Raw genomic sequence first — 18,085 nt, 5'->3', positions numbered from 1 at the left:
TCAGTCCTGCTTCTCGCCGCTGGTGAAGCGGGAGATGACCAGCGCGACGATGATGATCATGCCGTTGAGGAACTGCGTCCACAGCGGTGGCACCCCGCCCAGCGTCATCACATTGATCACGAGCTGGAGCGTGAGGACGCCGGTGAGCGCGCCGAAGAGGGTGCCCCGGCCGCCCTTGAGGCCGATCCCGCCGATCACCGCGGCGGCGAAGACCTGGAAGATCCAGCCGTTGCCCTGGCTCGCGGAGACCGCGCCGTAGTGGCCGGTGTAGAGGATCCCCGCAAAGGCGGCGAGCACCCCGCCGAGGGCCAGCACGATCCAGGTGAGCCGGTCCACCCGGATCCCGGCCGCGCGGGCCGCCTCCGGGTTGCCGCCGATGGCGTACAGCGCCCGCCCGTGCCGCAAATAGCCGAGGGCCGCGCCGCCGAGCGCGAAGAGGGCGAGGCAGATCCAGACGGCGGCCGGTACGCCCAGCCAGTCGGCCTTGCCCAGATAGGCGAAGGACGCCGGCACATTGCCGATGGACCGGCCCTCGGAGATGCCCACTTGCAGACCGCGGAGCATGGTGAGCATGCCGAGGGTGGCGATGAAGCCGTTGACCCGCAAAGTGAGGATGAGGAAGCCGTTGGCGGCGCCGACCGCCGCGCCCACGGCCAGGCAGAGCGGGATCGCCGTCCAGGCGGGGAAGAGCTCCAGCCCGGCGAAGCGGGCGCCGTCCGCGGGCATCACCAGCCACAGGGCGAGCACCGGCGCCAGGCCGATGGTCGACTCCAGCGACAGGTCCATCCGCCCGCTGATGAGGATCAGCGCCTCGCCGAGCACCAGCAGGCCCAGCTCGGTGGACTGCTGGATGACGCCGATGAGGTTGTCCTGGGTGAGGAACGCGGGCGACACGATGAAGCCGATGACGCCCAGTACGAAGATCACCGGTACCAGGGAGAAGTCCCGCCAGCGGGCCGGCTCGATCCGGGGCCGGCGGCGCGGCGGCGGCCGGTCCACCACGTCGGTGGCCGGCGGCGATGCGGTCTCGGTCATGGCGCGGTCCCTTCCGTTCCGTCCCTTTCCGGTGAGCCCGGTGCGGCGTCCCGGCCCCCGCCGGTGCCGGGCGGCTCGTCCCGGCCGCGGCCGCCGGCGGCCATCCCCTCCATCGCGGCGACCAGTTCGTGGTCGCGCCAGCCGGCCGGGAACTCGGCGGTCACCCGGCCGTGGAAGACCGCCAGCACCCGGTCGCAGACCCGTAGATCGTCCAGCTCGTCGGAGACGATCACGGCGCCGCTGCCGCCGTCCGCGACCTCCCGTACGACGCCCAGCAGCGCGTCCTTGGACTTGACGTCGACGCCGTTGGTGGGCCGGATGGCGACCAGCACCGCGGGCTCACGGGCCAGCGCACGGGCGATCACGACCTTCTGCTGGTTGCCGCCGGAGAGGCCGGACACCGGCTGGCCGGGCCCGGTCGTCCTGATGTCGAGGTCCGCGATCATCCGCCGGGCGAACGCGCGGGTCCGGGAGGGCAGTACGGTGCCCATCGGCCCGAGCCGGCCGGTGACGGTGAGGGTGGCGTTCTCGGCGACACTGCGGTGCGGGATCAGCCCCTCGCGGTGCCGGTCCTCGGGGACATAGCCGATGCCCGCGTCGAGGGCGTGCGGGACGCTGCCCGTACGCACCGGGCGCCCGCGTACCGCGATCCGTCCGGCGTCCGGCGTCCGCAGCCCCACCAGGGTCTCGCCGATCGCGGTGCTCCCGCCGGCCGTGGCGCCCGCGAGCCCCACCACTTCACCGGCCCGTACCGTCAGGTCGAGCGGCGCGAAGTGCCCGTCCACGGCCAGGGCTTCGGTCCGCAGCACCGGCTCGCCCGTCCGGGGCACGCCCGGCCGCGGCTGCCGTACGCCGGCCGGCTCCTCCCCCGTCATCGCCGCCACCAGCGCGTCCTTGGCCAGCCCGGGGACGGGCGCGGTCAGCACATGCCGGGCGTCACGGAAGACGGTGACGGTGTCACAGAGCTCGTGGACCTCCTGCAGATGGTGCGAGATGAACAGGAAGGCAACGCCCTGGGCGCGCAGCCCGCGCAGCTTGGCGAAGAGCCGGTCGATACCGCCCGCGTCGAGCCGGGCGGTGGGCTCGTCGAGAATGATCAGCCGGGCCCCGAAGGACAGCGCGCGGGCGATCTCCACGAACTGCCGCTGTTCGACGCCGAGATCCCTGATCCGCGCGGCGGGGTCGACCTCGACGCCGTACTCGGCGAGCAGTTCGCGGGCGCGGGTGTGCAGCGCCCGCCAGCGGATGGTGCGCGCGCCCTGGAAGCGGCCCAGGTAGAGGTTCTCCGCGACGGTCAGCTCCGGCACGGTCATCGACTTCTGGTAGACGCAGGCGACCCTGCGCTGCCAGGCGGCGGTGTCGCCCCAGCCGGGCGCCGGTTCCCCGCCGAAGGTGACCCGGCCGGCGTCCGGGCGTTCCATGCCGGTCAGCACGGACACCAAGGTGGATTTGCCGGCACCGTTGCGGCCGACGAGGGCATGCGCCTCGCCGGGCCGTACGGTCAGCCGGGCGCCGTCGAGGGCGACGGTGGGCCCGTAGCGTTTGACGATCCCCTCGGCATGCACCGCCGCCGCCCTGTCGTGGGTCTCCACGGCCGCTACTTCTTCTTCTCGAGCTGATTGGCCCACAGCTTCTTGTCGTCGACGGTGTCCTTGGTGACCAGGGGCGCCGGCAGCTGGTCCTCCAGACCGTTCTTGATCTTCACGATGGTGGAGCCGTGATCGGTCGGTCCCGGCGTGAAGGTCTTGCCGTCCAGTCCGGCCTTGGCGTAATACAGCGCGTACTTGGCGTAGAGATCGGCGGGCTGGGAGAGGGTGGCGTCGATCTTCCCGGTGCGGATCGCGTCCAGTTCGTCCGGGATGCCGTCGTTGGAGATGATGGTGATGTGGCCGTCCGAGCCGGCCGGCCTGAGCAGCTTCTTCTGCTCCAGGAGGGCGAGCGTCGGCTGCAGGAACGCGCCGCCGGCCTGCATGTAGATGCCGTTGAGGTCCGGATGCTGGGCGAGCAGGCTCTGCAGCTTGCCGGAGGCGACCTCGCCCTTCCAGTCCGTGGCCAGCTCATGCACGGTGATCTTCGGGAACTTCTTCTTCATGCAGGACGCGAACGCCTCGGAGCGGTCCCGTCCGTTGATCGAGCTGAGGTCGCCCTGGAGTTCGGCGATCCGCCCCCTGCCGCCCAGCTGGCGGCCGAGGTACTCGCAGGACTTCTCGCCATAGGCGCGGTTGTCGGCGCGTACGACCATGTAGACCCTGCCCTCGTCGGGGCGGGTGTCCACGCTCACCACCGGGATCTTCTTCTCCGCCAGGCGCTGGAGCTCCGCGGAGATGGCGCCGGTGTCCTGCGGCGCCATCACGATCGCTTTGGCGCCCTGGTCGGTCAGCGCCTGCACATTGGAGACGACCTTGGCGATGTCGTTCTGCGAGTTGGACAGCGGCAGCGCGGCCGGGCCGCCGTCGTCCAGGTCCTTTTCCAGGTACTGCTGGTAGGAGTTCCAGAAGTCGGTGTCCGTACGGGGCATATCGATACCGATCCTGCCGCCCGCGGTGTCACTGCCGCGGTTGCAGCCGGCGAGCGCGGCGGTGGCGAGCACCGCGGCGCAGGCCGCCGCGCCGGTCGTACGCAATCTCATGGGTGGCCCCTTGGTCGTGGTGTACGGACGGGCGAAGGGCGGCCGGACGGCCCGGTTCACGTACGGGGCCGCAGTCGTACCCCCTGCATTCCCCCGTCCACGGCGAGTGCCGTCCCAGTGATGCCGGAGGCGGACGGGGACGCCAACGAGGCGATGGCGGCGGCGACTTCGTCGGCGGTGACCATCCGGCCCATCGGCTGGCGGGCGTGGAGGGCGGCGCGTTCGGCGACCGGGTCGTCGGCGCGGTCCAGCAGCCGGCCGACCCACGGGGTGTCGGCGGTGCCCGGGTTGACGCAGTTGACCCGGATGCCCTCGCGGAGGTGGTCGGCGGCCATCGCGAGGGTCAGCGAGAGCACCGCGCCCTTGCTGGCGCCGTACAGCGCACGCTGCGGCAGGCCCGCGGTGGCGGCGATGGAGCAGGTGTGGGTGATGGAGACCCGGCCCAGGGCGTCGGCGGCGGTGCGGCGCAGCGCCGGCAGCGCGGCGCGGGCGGTGCGCACCAGCCCCAGCACATTGACGTCCAGGACCCGGCTCCACTCCGCGTCGTCGTTGTCCTCGACGGTGCCGACGGCGCCGGTCCCGGCGTTGCCGACGAGGGTATGCAGGGCGCCCAGCTCCTCCACCGCTTCGCCGACGGCGGCCCGTACGGCGGCGTCGGAGGTCACATCGGCCGTGACCGGGATCGCCCCGGCGGGCGCGCCGGCCGGGTCCCGGTCCAGGACGGCGACCCGCGCGCCGCGCGCCATCAGCAGCGCGGCGGTGGCCGCCCCGATGCCGGAGCCGCCGCCGGTGACGAGGGCGGCCATCCCTTCGAAGTCGGCCGGGAGGCGCCCGGTCCGCGGTGCGTCGCTCATACGGTGACCTCCTGCTCGCCCCGGTGGTTCGGCGGCTGCTGACGGGCGCGCCACACGGGCCCGTCGGGAAAGCGGTGGGCGGCGACCGAACCGGGTTTCATCCGGGCCGAGAAGCCGGGCGCGGTCGGGGCGCGGTAGCGGCCGCGGTCGATGACGACGGGGTCGCTGAAGTGGTCGTGCAGATGGTCGACGTACTCGATGACCCGGTCCTCCCAACTCCCGGACACCGCCACGTAGTCGAACATCGCCAGATGCTGCACCAGCTCGCACAGCCCCACCCCGCCGGCGTGCGGGCACACCGGTACCCCGTACTTCGCGGCCAGCAGCAGGATCGCGAGGTTCTCGTTGACCCCGGCGACCCGTGCCGCGTCGATCTGTACGAAGTCCACGGCGCCGGCCTGCAACAGCTGCTTGAAGACCACCCGGTTGGCGACATGCTCACCGGTGGCGACCTTCACGGGCTGTCCGGAGCGCACCGCGGCGTGCCCCAGGACGTCGTCCGGGCTGGTCGGCTCCTCGATCCAGTGCGGGGTCCAGGGCGCCAGCGCGGTCATCCAGCGGACCGCCTCGGCCACGTCCCAGCGCTGGTTGGCGTCGACGGCGATCCGGATGCCGGGGCCGACCGCGTCCCTGGCCAGCCGCAGCCGCCGCTTGTCGTCGTCGAGGTCGGCACCCACCTTCAGCTTGATCTGGCCGAAACCGTCGGCCACCGCCTGCTTCGCCAGCCGCACCAGCTTGGTGTCGTCGTAGCCGAGCCAGCCGGGCGAGGTGGTGTACGCGGGGTAGCCCTCGGCCTTGAGGCGGGCGGCGCGTGCGGCGCGGCCGGGTGCGGCGGCACGCAGGAGGGCCAGCGCCTCCTCGTGGGTCAGGGCGTCGGAGAGGTAGCGGAAGTCGACGAGCGAGACCAGTTCCTCGGGCGTCAGCGCGGCGAGGAACTCCCACACCGGCAGCCCCGCCCGGCTCGCGGCCAGGTCCCACGCGGCGTTGACCAGCGCTCCGGCCGCCATCTGCATCACCCCCTTTTCGGGGCCGAGCCAGCGCAGCTGGGAGTCGTGGGTGAGGTCGTGGTGCAGGGCGGCGAGACCGGCGGCGGTGACGGGGGCGGGGCGGCCGACGACGTAGGGCGCGAGGGACCGGATCGCGGCGGCCATGACCTCGTTGCCGCGCCCGATGGTGAAGCAGAAGCCGTGCCCCTGAGGTCCGCTGCCGGTGTGCAGCACGACATAGGCGGCGGAGTAGTCGGGGTCCGGGTTCATGGCGTCCGAGCCGTCGAGCTGCTCCGAGGTGGGGAAGCGGACGTCGTGGACCTCGAGCTCGGTCACGGTGTCGGTCACGGCCATGCGCATGCCCCCTGGGATGTTGCGGAAGAACATCGGACCTTTCCCGGACATCCGATGTATAGACCCGTGCGTAAGACCGCGTCCAGACCCCGTACGGAAGTTGAGCCAACGAACCTCGGGACAGGTCGGATGAATTGCTACCCCTCCCTGCAAAGGGGCTACGGACCGGCACCGCAGAAGCCGTAGTCTTGGGATCGCACGTAATGGAACTGCTGCCGGCGGCCGCCCCAGGTGGCCGCACCGGTCGGAAGGAGGCGCTGGGTGATCGAGCTCGAGGGGGTACCCGAGCTGATCGACCCGGTCATGGTGGCTGCGTTCGAAGGCTGGAACGACGCCGGCGACGCCGCCTCCGCCGCGGTCGCACATCTCGACCGGGAATGGAAGGGCGAGGTCTTCGCCGCGCTGGACGCGGAGGACTACTACGACTTCCAGGTGAACCGTCCCACCGTCTTCCTGGACGGCGGGGTACGCAAGATCACCTGGCCGACGACCCGGCTCTCCGTCGTCCGCGTCGGCGATACGAACGGCAAGGGCCGCAAGCGCGACCTCGTCCTGGTCCGGGGGATCGAGCCCAGCATGCGCTGGCGCTCGTTCTGCAACGAAATCCTCGGCTTCGCCCATGAGTTGGGCGTGGAGATGCTGGTGGTGCTGGGCTCACTGCTCGGCGACACCCCGCACACCCGCCCGGTGCCGGTCAGCGGCGTCACCTCCGACGCGGATCTGGCCTCCCGGCTCGATCTGGAGGAGTCGCGCTACGAGGGCCCCACGGGCATCGTCGGCATCCTCCAGGAGGCGTGCACCCATGCCGGTGTCCCCGCGGTGAGCCTGTGGGCCGCGGTGCCGCACTATGTCTCCCAGCCGCCCAACCCGAAGGCCAGCCTCGCCCTGCTCAACCGCCTGGAGGACCTCCTCGACGTCCGCATCCCGCTGGGCGAGCTGACCGAGGACGCCCGTGCCTGGCAGCTGGGCGTGGACCAACTGGCCGCCGAGGACAGCGAGGTCGCCGAGTACGTCCAGTCGCTGGAGGAGGCGCGGGACACCGCGGATCTGCCGGAGGCGTCCGGTGAGGCCATCGCCCGCGAGTTCGAGCGCTATCTGCGCCGCCGCGACCCGCAGTCCGGTCCCGGCGTGGCGACGGAAGGCGGGCTCGCCGACGGCCGCGACAGCTCCTACCTCCGCGACACCGCCGGCGGCCGCACCCGTCCGCCCCGCCCGGTGCCCAAGGAGCCCCGCGAGCCGAAGGCCGGCGAGGACTCGGCGACGGGCCCGAAGGACACGGCCAAGGGCAACGGCACCACGGAGACCCCGGACTCGTCGGGCGGCGCGGACTCCGCCGACTCCCCGAGGCCGGAGGACGGCCCGGAGGGCAACGGAAGCTGAGACCGGGGACCGCTCCCCGGCACACCAAGGGCGCCGGAACGGCCGAGGGGCCGGTGCGGCGCCCCTGGCGTTCCCCCTTGTGGAGCCGTAAGTCCGGGAACCACAAGGAGAAGGGGCGCTTCCGCCGGCCGGCGGAAGCGCCCCTGAAGGACGATGACGGGTCGTTACAGGGCCACGCCGAGCAGCGCGTCGACCGCACGGGAGACCAGGCCGGGGGCGCCCTCGTCGGTGCCGCCCCCGTCCTGCTGCGCGGCGGCCCAGCGGTCCACGGCCGCGAGGGCGGCCGGGGAGTCCAGATCGTCGGCGAGCGCCGTACGGATCTCCTCCAGGAGGGCGTCGGCGGACGGTCCGTCAGGACGGGAGACGGCGGCACGCCAGCGCGCCAGCCGCTCCGCGGCCTCTTCCAGCACCGCGTCGGTCCACTCCCAGTCGGCGCGGTAGTGGTGCGCGAGCAGCGCCAGCCGGATCGCGGCCGGGTCGGTTCCGTCGCGCCGCACTGTGGAGACGAAGACGAGGTTGCCCTTGGACTTGGACATCTTCGCGCCGTTCAGGGCCACCATCCCGGCGTGCACATACGCCTTGGCGAACGGGTGCTCGCCGGTGAGCGCCTGGGCGTGCGAGGCGCCCATCTCGTGGTGCGGGAAGGCGAGGTCGGAGCCGCCGCCCTGGACATCGAAGCCCATACCGAGGTGGTCCAGGGCGATGGCGACACACTCGATGTGCCAGCCGGGCCGGCCGCGGCCCAGCGAGGCGCCGTCCCAGCTCGGCTCGCCCTCGCGGGCGGCCATCCACAGCATCGGGTCGAGCGGGTTCTTCTTGCCCTCGCGCTCCGGGTCGCCGCCGCGTTCGGCGGACAGCAGCCGCATCGCCTCGGCGTCCAGCCCGGAGACCTCGCCGAAGTGCGGGTCGGACTCGACGGAGAAGTAGATGTCGCCGTCCAGTTCGTAGGCGGCGCCGGCGTCGCGCAGCCGCTCCACCAGCGGGACGATGCCGGGTATCGACTCGACGGCGCCTATGTAGTGGCGGGGCGGCAGCATCCGCAGGGCCGTCATGTCCTCGCGGAAGAGGGCCGTCTCGCGCTCGGCGAGCGCCGTCCAGTCATCGCCGGTGGCCACGGCCCGCTCCAGGAGCGGATCGTCGACATCGGTGACGTTCTGCACGTAGTGCACTTGGCGCTTCGTGTCGAGCCACACGCGCTGAACCAGGTCGAACGCGTTGTAGGTCGCCGCGTGCCCCATGTGGGTGGCGTCGTACGGCGTGATGCCGCAGACGTAGATACGGGCGACGGGACCGGGGTCGAGGGTTACCCGTCCGCCGGTCGCGGTGTCGTGGATCCTCAGGTCGCGGCCCTGGCCAGGCAGGGCGGGGACCTCAGAAGCGGGCCATGCATGCATGCCTTGAGCGTAACCGGACGGATGTTCCGCATACGAACCGGACCGGAGGTCTGGCCGGAAAGGCGGTCTTGTGTTCGACGGCCGAACATGCAAGGGAGCACCGGCGATGCGGCACGGATCCCCGGTGGATTCAGACGGGTGGCCAGGGGATCGCGGGCCATTCGCCGCTCGGCTCCGGGTGCCGGCCGCTGTCCAGCAGCCCCGCCACCCGCGCCCGCAACGCCTCGATCTCGACGTCCGTGATCAGTTCGGCCAGTCGGGCGGCGAGCGGCCGGTCCTCCTCCAGCGCCCGCTGCAGGCCCCGCAGGACCTCCAGCGCCTCGTCGGTCAGCGGCTCCCCCGCCCACCCCCACAGCAGCGTGCGCAGCTTGTCCTCGGCGTTGAACGTCACCCCGTGATCGATGGCGAAGAACTCCCCGTCGGCGCCGGGCAGCAGATGACCGCCCTTGCGGTCACCGTTGTTGATCACCGCGTCGAGCACCGCGAGCCGCCGCAGCCGCGGATGGTCGGCGTGCACCAGCAGCGCGGTGCGGCCCTCGCCGATCTGGGCGAGGCCGACCGCCTTCCAGCCGGGCCCCGGTTCCTCGTCCTCCACCAGCGCCAGCAGCTCGGGCACCTCGTCGCTGCTCTCCGGCGGACCGATCCAGTCCTGGACCATACCGGTGCCGTACGGGCCGTCCCGCAGCACCGTCGGAGGGATCAGGTCCCAGCCGCAGGCCCGGGAGATCTCGTACGCGGCAACCTCACGCTGGGCGAGCGTGCCGTCGGGGAAGTCCCACAGCGGGCGCTCGCCGGCGACGGGCTTGTAGACACAGGCGGCGCTGCGGCCGTCGAGGGCGACCGTGCAGTAGAGCACCGCGTTGGAGGCTTCCTGGATGCGGCCGCGGACGGTCAGCTCCCCTTCGGCGAGCAGGGCGTCCGAGGGGTCACCGGCGGGCTCCGGTGCGGCCGCCGGCGGGTCCTGCGGCCGCGCGGGACCGGGCAGCGGCGCGGCGGGCTCTGCGGCGGACTCCATGGCGCTCAGGCGTCCCGCCGGTATCCGTTCTGGCGCGGGCATACGTGTCCCTCCGGGTCGAGCGGCAGGCTGCACAGGGGGCACGGCGGGCGGCCGGCGTTGACGACCTCCAGCGCCCGTTTGGCGAACGCCCTGGCCATGGTCCCGGTGAGGCGCACCCGGAGCATCGGCGGGCCGTTCTCGTCGTCCTGGAGCAGCCGCTCCTCGGCGTCGGCGAGGTCCTCTTCGCTGTCCGCGTCCAGCTCGACCAGGGCCTGCGCCTCGACGATCATCCGCTCGTCCTCGCCGTCCCAGGCGAGCGCCATCGTGCCGACCCGGAACTCCTCCTCGACCGGCGATTCCAGCGGCGCGGTGTCGCTCAGCTCGGCGGGCGAGACGGCGGGCACCGGGGCGTTGCCGCCGCTGCGCCGTACGACCTCGTCCAGCAGCTCGTCGATCCGCTCGGCGAGGGCGGCGACCTGAGTCTTCTCCAGGGCGACGCTGGTGGTGCGGCCGGCCGCGGTGGCCTGGAGGTAGAAGCTACGGCGGCCAGGCAGCCCGACCGTACCGGCCACAAAGCGGTCCGGCGCGTCGTAGAAGAACACCTGACGGGACAACGTCCTGCTCCGATTGCTCGACTGCGGGGTCACTGCGGTCGCTGCACGTCCTGCGGTCACTGCGCGGATCGCAGGGGCGTGGCGGGCAGCGCCGTCGCACCACCCTACTGCGCCGACTGATCACGCTGCTCCCGCACCACCGCCGACTGCCGCGTCCCGCTCGGCCGCCGCGGCGCCGCCCTCGTCCCGCGGCGCGAGCGATCCGAAATCACCGGTGTCCCCGAGCCGGACGAGGTAGGGGCGCAGCCGGGTGTAGCGGATCGCGGTGACGGAACAGGGCTCGACGGAGATCCGCTGGAAGAGGTCGAGGTGCATGCCCAGCGCGTCGGCGACCAGGGATTTGATGATGTCGCCGTGCGAGCACATGGCGTAGGTCGCCTCGGGGCCGTGTGCCTCCTCGATCCGGGCGTTCCAGTCGCGTACCGCGTCCACCGCGCGGGCCTGCATCGCGCGCATCGACTCACCGCCGGGGAAGGCGGCCGCGGATGGGTGCTGCTGGACGATCTCCATCAGCGGCTCGTCGCTCAGTTCGGCGAGTTTCCGGCCCGACCACTCGCCGTAGTCGCATTCGCTGATCCGGTCCTCGATGTGCAGGGTGAGCCACGGCCGGGTGTCCAGCAGCGGCGCCACGGTCTCCCGGCAGCGCTGCAGCGGGCTGGAGACGACGGCGGTCAGCGGCACCTGCGCCAGCCGTGCGGGCAGCGCGGCGGACTGGGCGGCGCCGCGCTCGTCGAGAGCGACTCCGGGCGCCCGCCCGGCGAGCACCCCGGCGGTATTGGCGGTGGAGCGGCCGTGCCGCACCAGGATCAGCGTGGGCATGACCGCCACCCTACGTTCCCCGTACGCCTTCCTGGCAGGTGGCCGGGCAACGCGCGAGAATGCCGGTGTGATCGTCGACAGCGCCATCTACCGGGAGGGCCGTCGCACCGAGTGCGCGACGGACTTCTCCCACGCCCTGGAGGAGGCGCGGGCCGAGGGGCACTCCTTCCTGTGGCTGGGGATGTACGAGCCGACGGAGGAGGAGTTCGCGCGCGTCCGGTCCGAATTCGCGCTGCACCCGCTGGCCGTCGAGGACGCGCTCAAGGCGCATCAGCGGCCCAAGCTGGAGGTCTACGACGACTCGCTGTTCATGGTGCTGAAGCCGGTCACCTACGACGACCGGGCCGACACGGTGACCGCGTCGGAGCTGATGGTCTTCGTGGGTGACGCGTTCGTCGTCACCGTCCGGCACGGGGAGGCCAGCCCGCTGGCGGCGGTGCGGCACCGGCTGGAGGAGCACCCGGAGATCCTGCGGCACGGTCCGGGGGCGGTGCTGTACGCGGTCAGTGACGCGGTGGTGGACCACTACATCGAGGTGGCCGCCGAACTCCAGCTGGACCTGGAGGAGTTGGAGGCGGAGGTGTTCGCTCCGGTACGCGGCAAGGACACCAAGAACACCGCCGCCGAGATCTATGCGTTCAAGCGCGAGGTGCTCGAATTCCGCCGGGCGACCGGTCCGTTGGCGGAGCCGATGACCCGTCTGCAGAACCCCGGGGTGCCGTTCGTGCACGCGCACGCCCGGCCGTTCTTCCGCGATGTCGACGACCACCTCACCCGCGCCAACGAGTCGGTGGAGGGCCTGGACCGGCTGTTGTCGGACATTCTCTCCGCCCACCTCGCGCAGATGGGCGTGCGGCAGAACGACGACATGCGCAAGATCTCGGCCTGGGCGGCGCTGGCGGCCGTCCCCACTCTGATCGCCGGCATCTACGGCATGAACTTCGACAGCATGCCGGAGCTGAAGTGGGACCTGGGGTATCCGGTGATCCTGGGGGTGATGGTCATCATCGAGGTGTCGCTGTACCGGCTGTTCAAGCGCCGCGGCTGGCTGTGACACCGGGATACCGCGGGATGTGGGCCCGGTCCGCTCAGGCGAACTCCGGCTCGGAGGTGGCCGGTCCGCCCAGCGCGTTCCGCCGCTCGGGCATCCGGAGGCTGACCATCCGCCGCCAGCCGGCCAGCCGCTCATAGCCGTACACCGCCCGGATCCCGGCCGCGAGCACGACGGACTTCACCGTCGGCCACCTCAGGATGCGGCCCATGTGGGCCATCACCGCCAGGCTGACGTCCCGGTAGACGACGATCTCGGCATGGGCGCACTCCCGCAGGATCCGCTGGATGGTGCGGCCGTGCCCGGCACGGGCCAGCCGCAGCAGCTCCTCGTGGCAGTACGCGAGGTGGTTGCCCTCGTCGTGGGAGATCATCCGGACCGCCTTGCCCAGCTCGGGGTGGTTGCCGAAGTGTTTGGTGAGCAGCTCCATCTGGCCGGCGGCGCGCTCTTCGGTGACCCGGCTGTGGGCGAGGTACGTGATGATGTCGAGCTCGGTGAGCGGCTCGTCGCGGCGCAGCTTGTCGTGCGCCAGACCGATGCCCCGCCGCTCCAGCAGCGCGGTGTAGTCGGTCTCCACCGGGACCTCGGTCGGCGTCAGTCCGCGCCTGCGCATCAGGGCCTGGAAGATCCGGCCGTGTTTGTCCTCGTCGGCGCCGTGCCGGGTGACCTTGGGCGCCAGCTCACGCAGGGACGCGGGCAGCAGCGCGGCGATCCGGCCGTTCTCCCAGCCGCCCTGTGCCTCGCCGCTGGCCGCGATGGAACAGAACAGGCGGAAGGAGTCGTCGTTGTCGATGATCTCCTGGAACAGACTTCGGGCCGAGAGCATCTATGCCACCTCCGAAGGGACACACCCGTAAAGGAAAAGTCAATTGGGGTGTTCCGTGCGCGGCAACCGGAGCGGCGGTCCGTTCGGCCGTTCGGGGGAGGTGTTGCCCCCGTTGCGGGCGTAACCAGCGTGCCCGTGGCGGCGTTGTGCTGCCTGACGGCCGTGGTGGGGAAGACCCCCGAGCCCCCACCACGGCCGCGGGGCTTCGCCGGCCGGCGCTCCGGGCGCCGGCCGGGTGCGGGCGGACGAGCCCGGCGCCCCCGTAGGGCGTTACGCCAGACCGGCGCGCTCCAGGGCCTCGGTACCGGCCCGCAGCGACGCCAGCCGGTCCTCCAGGGAGAAGCCCGCCGGGGCCAGCGTCAGCGTGGTCACCCCGGCCGCCGCGTAGGCCTGCATCCGCTCGGCGATCCGCTCGACGGAGCCGAGCAGCGTGGTCTGGTCGATCAGCTGCTCCGGGATCGCGGCGGCGGCGCCTTCCTTGTCGCCGGACAGGTACTTCTCCTGGATCTCGGCGGCTTCCTTGCCGTAGCCCATGCGCTGTGCGAGCTGGTTGTAGAAGTTCTGCTTGGGGCTGCCCATACCGCCGACGTAGAGCGCGGTGTACGGACGGAACATGTCGGCCAGCGCGCTGACGTCCTTGTCCGCGCCGACGGCCAGCGGCAGCGTCGGACAGATGTCGAAGCCGTCCAGGGTCTTGCCCGCCTTCTCGCGGCCGGCCCGGAGGTGCGAGACCGCGGTCTCCTCCAGGTGGTCGGCCGAGGGGAAGATCAGCAGCGCACCGTCGGCGATCTCACCAGTCTGCTGGAGGTTCTTGGGGCCGATCGCGGCGATGTAGAGCGGGATGTGCTCGCGCTGCGGGTGCACCGTGAGCTTCAGCGGCTTGCCCGGACCGCCCGGCAGCGGCAGCGTCCAGTGCTCGCCCTCGTAGGACAGCCGCTCGCGCGACATCGCCTTGCGGACGATGTCCACGTACTCGCGGGTGCGCGCCAGCGGCTTGTCGAACTTGACGCCGTACCAGCCCTCGGACACCTGCGGCCCCGAGACGCCGAGGCCCAGCCGGAACCGGCCCCCGGAGAGCGAGTCCAGGGTCGCGGCCGTCATCGCGGTCATCGCGGGCGTACGCGCCGGGATCTGGAAGATCGCCGAACCGATGTCGATCCGCTCGGTCTGGGCAGCGACCCAGGAGAGCACGGTGGCGGCGTCGGAGCCATAGGCCTCCGCGGCCCAGCAGACGGAGTAGCCGAGGCGGTCGGCCTCCTGTGCCACCGCGAGATTGTCGGAGTCCATCCCGGCGCCCCAGTAGCCGAGGTTGATGCCAAGCCTCATGCCGCTCCCCTTACCCATCAGTAACGTCGCTGTTCCGGGGACTGTAGCCCCCAGCCGCGCCGGCTGTCATCGCCGGGTTGTCCACAGGTCCCCTGATGCCGGCTTGGGCCCAGTAATCTCAAGGCTCATGGAGCAAAGGCACCTCGGCCGTACGGGCCTGCGTGTGACCCGCCTCGGGCTCGGCACCCTGAACTGGGCCCGTGACACGGACGAGCAGGAAGCCGCCGACCAGCTCAAGGCGTTCTGGGAGGCCGGCGGAAGCCTCGTGGACACCGCCGACATCTACGCCGACGGCGGCGCCGAATACCTCCTGGGCCGGCTGACGGAAGGGCTCGTTCCACGCGAGGACTTGGTGATCGCCACCAAGGCCGGCAGCGTTCTGGAGGCGGATCGCCGGGTCGACGGCTCCCGGCGCCATCTGCTCGCCGCCCTGGACGCCTCGCTGGAGCGGCTGGGCACCGACTACGTGGACCTGTGGCAGCTGCACGCCTTCGATCCGCACACACCGCTGGAGGAGACGCTGCAGGCCCTCGACCTCGCCGTCGCCAGCGGCCGGGCACGCTATGTGGGGCTGTCGAACTTCTCCGGCTGGCAGCTCGCCAAGGCCGGCACCTGGCAGCTCGCGGCGCCCGGGGTACGCAACCGTCTCGCGAGCACACAGATGGAGTACTCCCTCCTGCAGCGCGGCATCGAGCGGGAGGTGCTGCCCGCGGCCCTCGACCTCGGTATCGGCCTGCTGCCGTCGTCGCCGCTCGGCCGGGGGGTGCTGACCGGCAAGTACCGCCATGCGACACCGGCCGACTCCCGTGGCGCCTCGGACCATCTGGCGGCGTTCGTCGCGCCCTATCTCGACGAGACGGCGAGCCGGGTCGTCGAAGCGGTCACCACCGCCGCCGACGGACTGGCCGTCACCCCGCTCCAGGTCGCGCTCTCCTGGGTCCGCGACCGCCCCGGAGTGACCGCGCCGATTCTGGGCGCCCGCACAGCGCAGCAGCTCAGAGCCGCATTGTCAGTGGAGACCCTTAGTCTTCCTGACGAGATCCGCCGGGCGCTGGACGATGTTTCGGCGCCGGTGCACCACTACCCCGATCACGACTGGAGCACGCTGTGAGTACCGACCGCCTCGCCGGCGAAACCCCGCCCGGGCAGGAGGCCGCGCCCGGCACCGCGGAGGCCCAGACGCCCGATGACGCGACGGCACCGGGAGGCGCGGCCGCGCCCGGCGATGACGCGACGGCGAACGAGGGGGCAGCGGCCGAGGCGCCCGGGGCGGAGGCCGGGACTCCGGATTCGGGTGCGGAGGCCGGGGCTCCGGCCGCCGGGGCGGAATCCGGGGCTCCCGATTCCGGCTCGGAAGCCGGGGCTGCGGGTACGGAGGCCGGGGCTCCGGCTCCCGGCGCGGATACCGGGGCTTCGCTTCCCGGGTCGGAGGCCGGGGCTCCCGCTCCCGGCTCGGAATCCGACGCTGCGGCTCGCGGTGCGGAGCCCGAGGCTGCGGGTGCCGGTGCGGACGGCAAGGCTCCGACCCCCGCTGTCCCGAAGGAGAGCCCGGCGTCCGGAGCGGCCAAGGCGACCGCGGATGCGCTGGCGGCGGCGGTGCGGGCCGTGGAGAGCGGTGAGCGCTCGGCCGCTTCGTTCTTCAACGACGCCCCCCGCCCCGCCAAGCCGGCCGCACCCGCCGCCCCGCCGCCCAAGGACGCCCCGCAGAGCGGCCCCGCGGGCCCGGCCCCGGAGGTCGCCCGGCAGCCCACCGCTCAGCAGACCGGCGGCCCGGCCCGTCCGGGCGTCCCGGACGGCGGCGCCACGGGCCCCGCCGCCGCACCGGCAGCCACCGGTCCCGCCCCCGCTCCCCGCCCCGCCGTGCCCGCCGCCCCCGGGGTCGAGGGCGTACGGCAGGTCCTGACGGCGGGCGGTGCCCCCGAGACGCTGGCCGAGCAGGCCGCGGAGGTGCTCGGTGAGCGGGCCGCCGAGGCATTGAGTGAGGACCCCTGGCTGCTGCTCGGTGTGCCCGGGGTGCGCCCCGAGCAGGCCGACGGCTTTGCGCGGGCGCTGCTCGGCGCCGCCTGCGGGCCGGGCGACGAGCGGCGCGCACAGGCGCTGGTCGGCTGGCTGCTGGAACAGGCCGCGCTCGCGGGCCACTCCGCCCTGGAGGCCGCCGCGTTGCGCGCGGCCCTTGCCCAGCGCGCGGTGCCCGACCCCGATGACGCCCTGCAGTCCGCCATCGCGGACGGTGCGGTGCTGGTCTTCCAGGACGCGATCGAGGAGCCGGGCCGGGCGCGTCCGGCCACGGGCGACGACGAGGAGGAAGAGCAGCCGGTCCGGGTCCTGCTCGGCCTGGACCGGTTCGCGATGGCCGAGGAGAGCGTCGCCGACGGTCTGGCACGGCTGCTCAACACCTTCGAAGCGGTGGCGGAGCCGGTGCAGGACACGGCGTCGGCCGAGGCCGGCGACGACACCACGGCCGACGCGGAGCCGGTCACCGACGACGGGACCGCGGCCGAGGAGAGCGCCGCCGCGGCCCCCGCCACCGACACCCCCACCGACGACGTCCCGGCCCCCCGTCCCGTCCGTCCCTCCGCCGCCGCCTGGGAGGCCGCGGCGGCCGCCGCACCGTCGCCGTCGGCCGCGGAGCTCATCCGTGCCGCCGCGCACAGCGGCCTGGTGGCCCACACCGGCGCCGAGGCGGCCCGCGCCGAACCGGCCGCGCTGATCGCCGCGGCCCGCTCACTGGGGCTGCGGGCCTTCGGCGCCACCCACACCGGGAACGGCCGCCGCCGCCTGGCCGCGCACCTCACCGAGTGCGCTCCCGACGCCGCGGCCACCGGCTCCGCGGACCCCGCCGCGGCAGCGGTGACCGTCTCGGGCCTGCTGTCCGGCCGGGAGGGCCCGGGACGGGACGCGGACGGCGCCCTCGCGCTCGATCTGCTGGTCGTGCTGGACGCACCGCAGCTGGATCTGGAGACCGCGGCGCTGCTCGTCGAGTCGCTGACCGACGGGACCCGGCTGGTGCTCAGCGGCGATCCGGGCGTGCTGTGGTCCGCCGGTCCCGGCCGGCTGTTCGCCGATCTGCTCGCGGCCCGGTTCTGTCCGCAGATCGCCTCCCGTACCCCGGACTTCGGTCCGATCGGTGAGCTGGTGTCGGGCATCGGCATCGGGGAGCTGAGCCAGGTCGAGGCGCCCGGCAAGGAAGTGGTGATCGTCCCGGTGCGGGATGCCGGCGAGGCGGTGCACCGCACCGTCCAGCTGGTCGCCGACTCCGTGCCCCGGGCGCTCGGTGTCCCCGCGGACCACACGCAGGTCATCACGGTCGGCCACGGCGGCGCGGCCGGCACCCGCGCGCTCAATGCCGCCCTCAAGGAACGGCTCAATCCCGGCCCCGGCCGGTTCGGCGGCTTCGACCCCGGCGACCGCGTGGCCTACGCCCCGGCGCCGGGCCGCACGGTCCCCGGCACGGTCACCGGCGCGGACGCGGCCGGGCTGCATCTCGACTGCGACGGCTCCGCGGTCGTGGTGCCGCGCGAGCAGGTCGGCGCGGGAGCCGTACGCCACGGCTGGGCACTCACCGCCCATCAGGCGGCCGGAACACGCTGGCCCGCCGCGGTGGTCGTGCTGCCCGGGGACGCCACCGGCGGGCTGACCCGCGCCTGGGTCTACACGGCCTTCAGCCGCGGCGAGCGGCATCTGTCGGTCGTCCAGGGCGCCGACCAGGCGCTGGCCCGCGCGGTCGCCGAGGTGCCCGTCAAGGAGCGCACCACCCGGCTGCGCAGCCTGCTGCAGCAGAGCGTGCAGACCACCGAGGAGCCGTCGGCGGCCGGCTGAG

At 72.9% G+C, this 18,085-nt stretch carries 15 protein-coding genes; 4 read left to right on the top strand and 11 right to left on the bottom strand.

The annotated features are described in order from the left end of the window. Genes SLV14N_RS31610 through SLV14N_RS31590 form a run of 5 tightly spaced genes read right to left on the bottom strand, consistent with a single transcriptional unit; the run spans position 1 to position 5,852 of the window. The gene (locus SLV14N_RS31610) at positions 1 to 1,035 is read right to left on the bottom strand and encodes an ABC transporter permease (protein WP_263272032.1); all 1,035 of its coding nucleotides are present in this window, start codon (positions 1,033 to 1,035) and stop codon (positions 1 to 3) included. Then, the gene (locus SLV14N_RS31605; protein WP_263272030.1) at positions 1,032 to 2,627 is read right to left on the bottom strand and encodes a sugar ABC transporter ATP-binding protein; all 1,596 of its coding nucleotides are present in this window, start codon (positions 2,625 to 2,627) and stop codon (positions 1,032 to 1,034) included. The genes SLV14N_RS31610 and SLV14N_RS31605 overlap by 4 nt, the downstream gene beginning before the upstream one ends. 5 nt (positions 2,628 to 2,632) lie before the next feature. Further along, positions 2,633 to 3,664 carry a sugar ABC transporter substrate-binding protein gene (locus SLV14N_RS31600; protein WP_263272028.1) on the bottom strand — a complete coding sequence of 344 codons (1,032 nt, stop codon included), beginning with the start codon at positions 3,662 to 3,664 and terminating at the stop codon, positions 2,633 to 2,635. Positions 3,665 to 3,720: 56 nt separating this feature from the next. Then, complete coding sequence (locus tag SLV14N_RS31595; RefSeq protein ID WP_263272026.1) at positions 3,721 to 4,518, bottom strand: SDR family NAD(P)-dependent oxidoreductase; 798 nt, start codon at positions 4,516 to 4,518, stop codon at positions 3,721 to 3,723. Then, the gene (locus SLV14N_RS31590) at positions 4,515 to 5,852 is read right to left on the bottom strand and encodes an enolase C-terminal domain-like protein (protein ID WP_263273335.1); all 1,338 of its coding nucleotides are present in this window, start codon (positions 5,850 to 5,852) and stop codon (positions 4,515 to 4,517) included. Before SLV14N_RS31590 ends, SLV14N_RS31595 begins: the two co-directional genes overlap by 4 nt. Positions 5,853 to 6,119: 267 nt before the next feature. Here SLV14N_RS31590 and SLV14N_RS31585 point away from each other — a divergent pair, with 267 nt between their 5' ends. Further along, the gene (locus tag SLV14N_RS31585; RefSeq protein WP_208685661.1) at positions 6,120 to 7,238 is read left to right on the top strand and encodes a PAC2 family protein; all 1,119 of its coding nucleotides are present in this window, start codon (positions 6,120 to 6,122) and stop codon (positions 7,236 to 7,238) included. Positions 7,239 to 7,402: 164 nt separating this feature from the next. On the opposite strand, the gene mshC is transcribed toward SLV14N_RS31585, so the two are convergent. The 4 genes from mshC to SLV14N_RS31565 form a co-directional block, all read right to left on the bottom strand. Beyond that, positions 7,403 to 8,632: a cysteine--1-D-myo-inosityl 2-amino-2-deoxy-alpha-D-glucopyranoside ligase gene (mshC, locus tag SLV14N_RS31580; protein ID WP_208685659.1), complete on the bottom strand. Its 1,230-nt coding sequence runs from the start codon at positions 8,630 to 8,632 to the stop codon at positions 7,403 to 7,405. Between the two features lie 130 nt (positions 8,633 to 8,762). Beyond that, complete coding sequence (locus SLV14N_RS31575; RefSeq protein ID WP_259670570.1) at positions 8,763 to 9,647, bottom strand: SCO1664 family protein; 885 nt, start codon at positions 9,645 to 9,647, stop codon at positions 8,763 to 8,765. A gap of 5 nt (positions 9,648 to 9,652) precedes the next feature. Continuing rightward, entirely contained in the window at positions 9,653 to 10,243 is a 591-nt protein-coding gene (locus tag SLV14N_RS31570) for a DUF3090 domain-containing protein (protein WP_078518492.1), read from the bottom strand. A 120-nt stretch (positions 10,244 to 10,363) separates the two neighbouring features. Then, positions 10,364 to 11,062 carry a histidine phosphatase family protein gene (locus SLV14N_RS31565; protein WP_208685657.1) on the bottom strand — a complete coding sequence of 233 codons (699 nt, stop codon included), beginning with the start codon at positions 11,060 to 11,062 and terminating at the stop codon, positions 10,364 to 10,366. 67 nt (positions 11,063 to 11,129) lie between these two features. On the opposite strand from SLV14N_RS31565, the gene corA reads away from it, so the two are divergent. Further along, complete coding sequence (corA, locus tag SLV14N_RS31560; RefSeq protein WP_208688188.1) at positions 11,130 to 12,116, top strand: magnesium/cobalt transporter CorA; 987 nt, start codon at positions 11,130 to 11,132, stop codon at positions 12,114 to 12,116. A gap of 34 nt (positions 12,117 to 12,150) precedes the next feature. On the opposite strand, the gene SLV14N_RS31555 is transcribed toward corA, so the two are convergent. Together SLV14N_RS31555 and SLV14N_RS31550 are read right to left on the bottom strand one after the other, a co-directional pair. Then, on the bottom strand, positions 12,151 to 12,939 hold the full coding sequence (locus SLV14N_RS31555) for a ferritin-like domain-containing protein (protein WP_208685655.1): 789 nt from the start codon (positions 12,937 to 12,939) through the stop codon (positions 12,151 to 12,153). Between the two features lie 270 nt (positions 12,940 to 13,209). Continuing rightward, positions 13,210 to 14,265: an LLM class F420-dependent oxidoreductase gene (locus SLV14N_RS31550; protein ID WP_018087808.1), complete on the bottom strand. Its 1,056-nt coding sequence runs from the start codon at positions 14,263 to 14,265 to the stop codon at positions 13,210 to 13,212. A 127-nt stretch (positions 14,266 to 14,392) separates the two neighbouring features. Between SLV14N_RS31550 and SLV14N_RS31545 the strand changes: the two genes are divergently transcribed. Further along, positions 14,393 to 15,376, top strand: a complete 984-nt coding sequence (locus SLV14N_RS31545) for an aldo/keto reductase (RefSeq protein ID WP_026169306.1) — start codon at positions 14,393 to 14,395, stop codon at positions 15,374 to 15,376. Next, positions 15,373 to 18,084 (top strand): helix-hairpin-helix domain-containing protein, encoded by a 2,712-nt coding sequence (locus tag SLV14N_RS31540; RefSeq protein WP_208685653.1) that lies wholly within the window; start codon positions 15,373 to 15,375, stop codon positions 18,082 to 18,084. Before SLV14N_RS31545 ends, SLV14N_RS31540 begins: the two co-directional genes overlap by 4 nt. Position 18,085 lies beyond the last annotated feature (1 nt).

The sequence above is a fragment of the Streptomyces sp. Je 1-4 4N24 genome, from assembly GCF_026239515.1.
GTDB lineage: Bacteria > Actinomycetota > Actinomycetes > Streptomycetales > Streptomycetaceae > Streptomyces > Streptomyces nigrescens.
This window is presented reverse-complemented; position numbering and strand designations above follow the sequence as displayed.

Bases quoted from the DNA above. Each gene is read 5' to 3' on its own strand.
- SLV14N_RS31575 (WP_259670570.1), bottom strand. From the start codon at position 9,647: ATGGAGTCCGCCGCAGAGCCCGCCGCGCCGCTGCCCGGTCCCGCGCGG.
- SLV14N_RS31545 (WP_026169306.1), top strand. From the start codon at position 14,393: ATGGAGCAAAGGCACCTCGGCCGTACGGGCCTGCGTGTGACCCGCCTC.
- SLV14N_RS31600 (WP_263272028.1), bottom strand. From the start codon at position 3,664: ATGAGATTGCGTACGACCGGCGCGGCGGCCTGCGCCGCGGTGCTCGCC.
- SLV14N_RS31610 (WP_263272032.1), bottom strand. From the start codon at position 1,035: ATGACCGAGACCGCATCGCCGCCGGCCACCGACGTGGTGGACCGGCCG.
- SLV14N_RS31550 (WP_018087808.1), bottom strand. From the start codon at position 14,265: ATGAGGCTTGGCATCAACCTCGGCTACTGGGGCGCCGGGATGGACTCC.
- SLV14N_RS31595 (WP_263272026.1), bottom strand. From the start codon at position 4,518: ATGAGCGACGCACCGCGGACCGGGCGCCTCCCGGCCGACTTCGAAGGG.
- mshC (WP_208685659.1), bottom strand. From the start codon at position 8,632: ATGCATGCATGGCCCGCTTCTGAGGTCCCCGCCCTGCCTGGCCAGGGC.
- SLV14N_RS31565 (WP_208685657.1), bottom strand. From the start codon at position 11,062: ATGCCCACGCTGATCCTGGTGCGGCACGGCCGCTCCACCGCCAATACC.
- SLV14N_RS31555 (WP_208685655.1), bottom strand. From the start codon at position 12,939: ATGCTCTCGGCCCGAAGTCTGTTCCAGGAGATCATCGACAACGACGAC.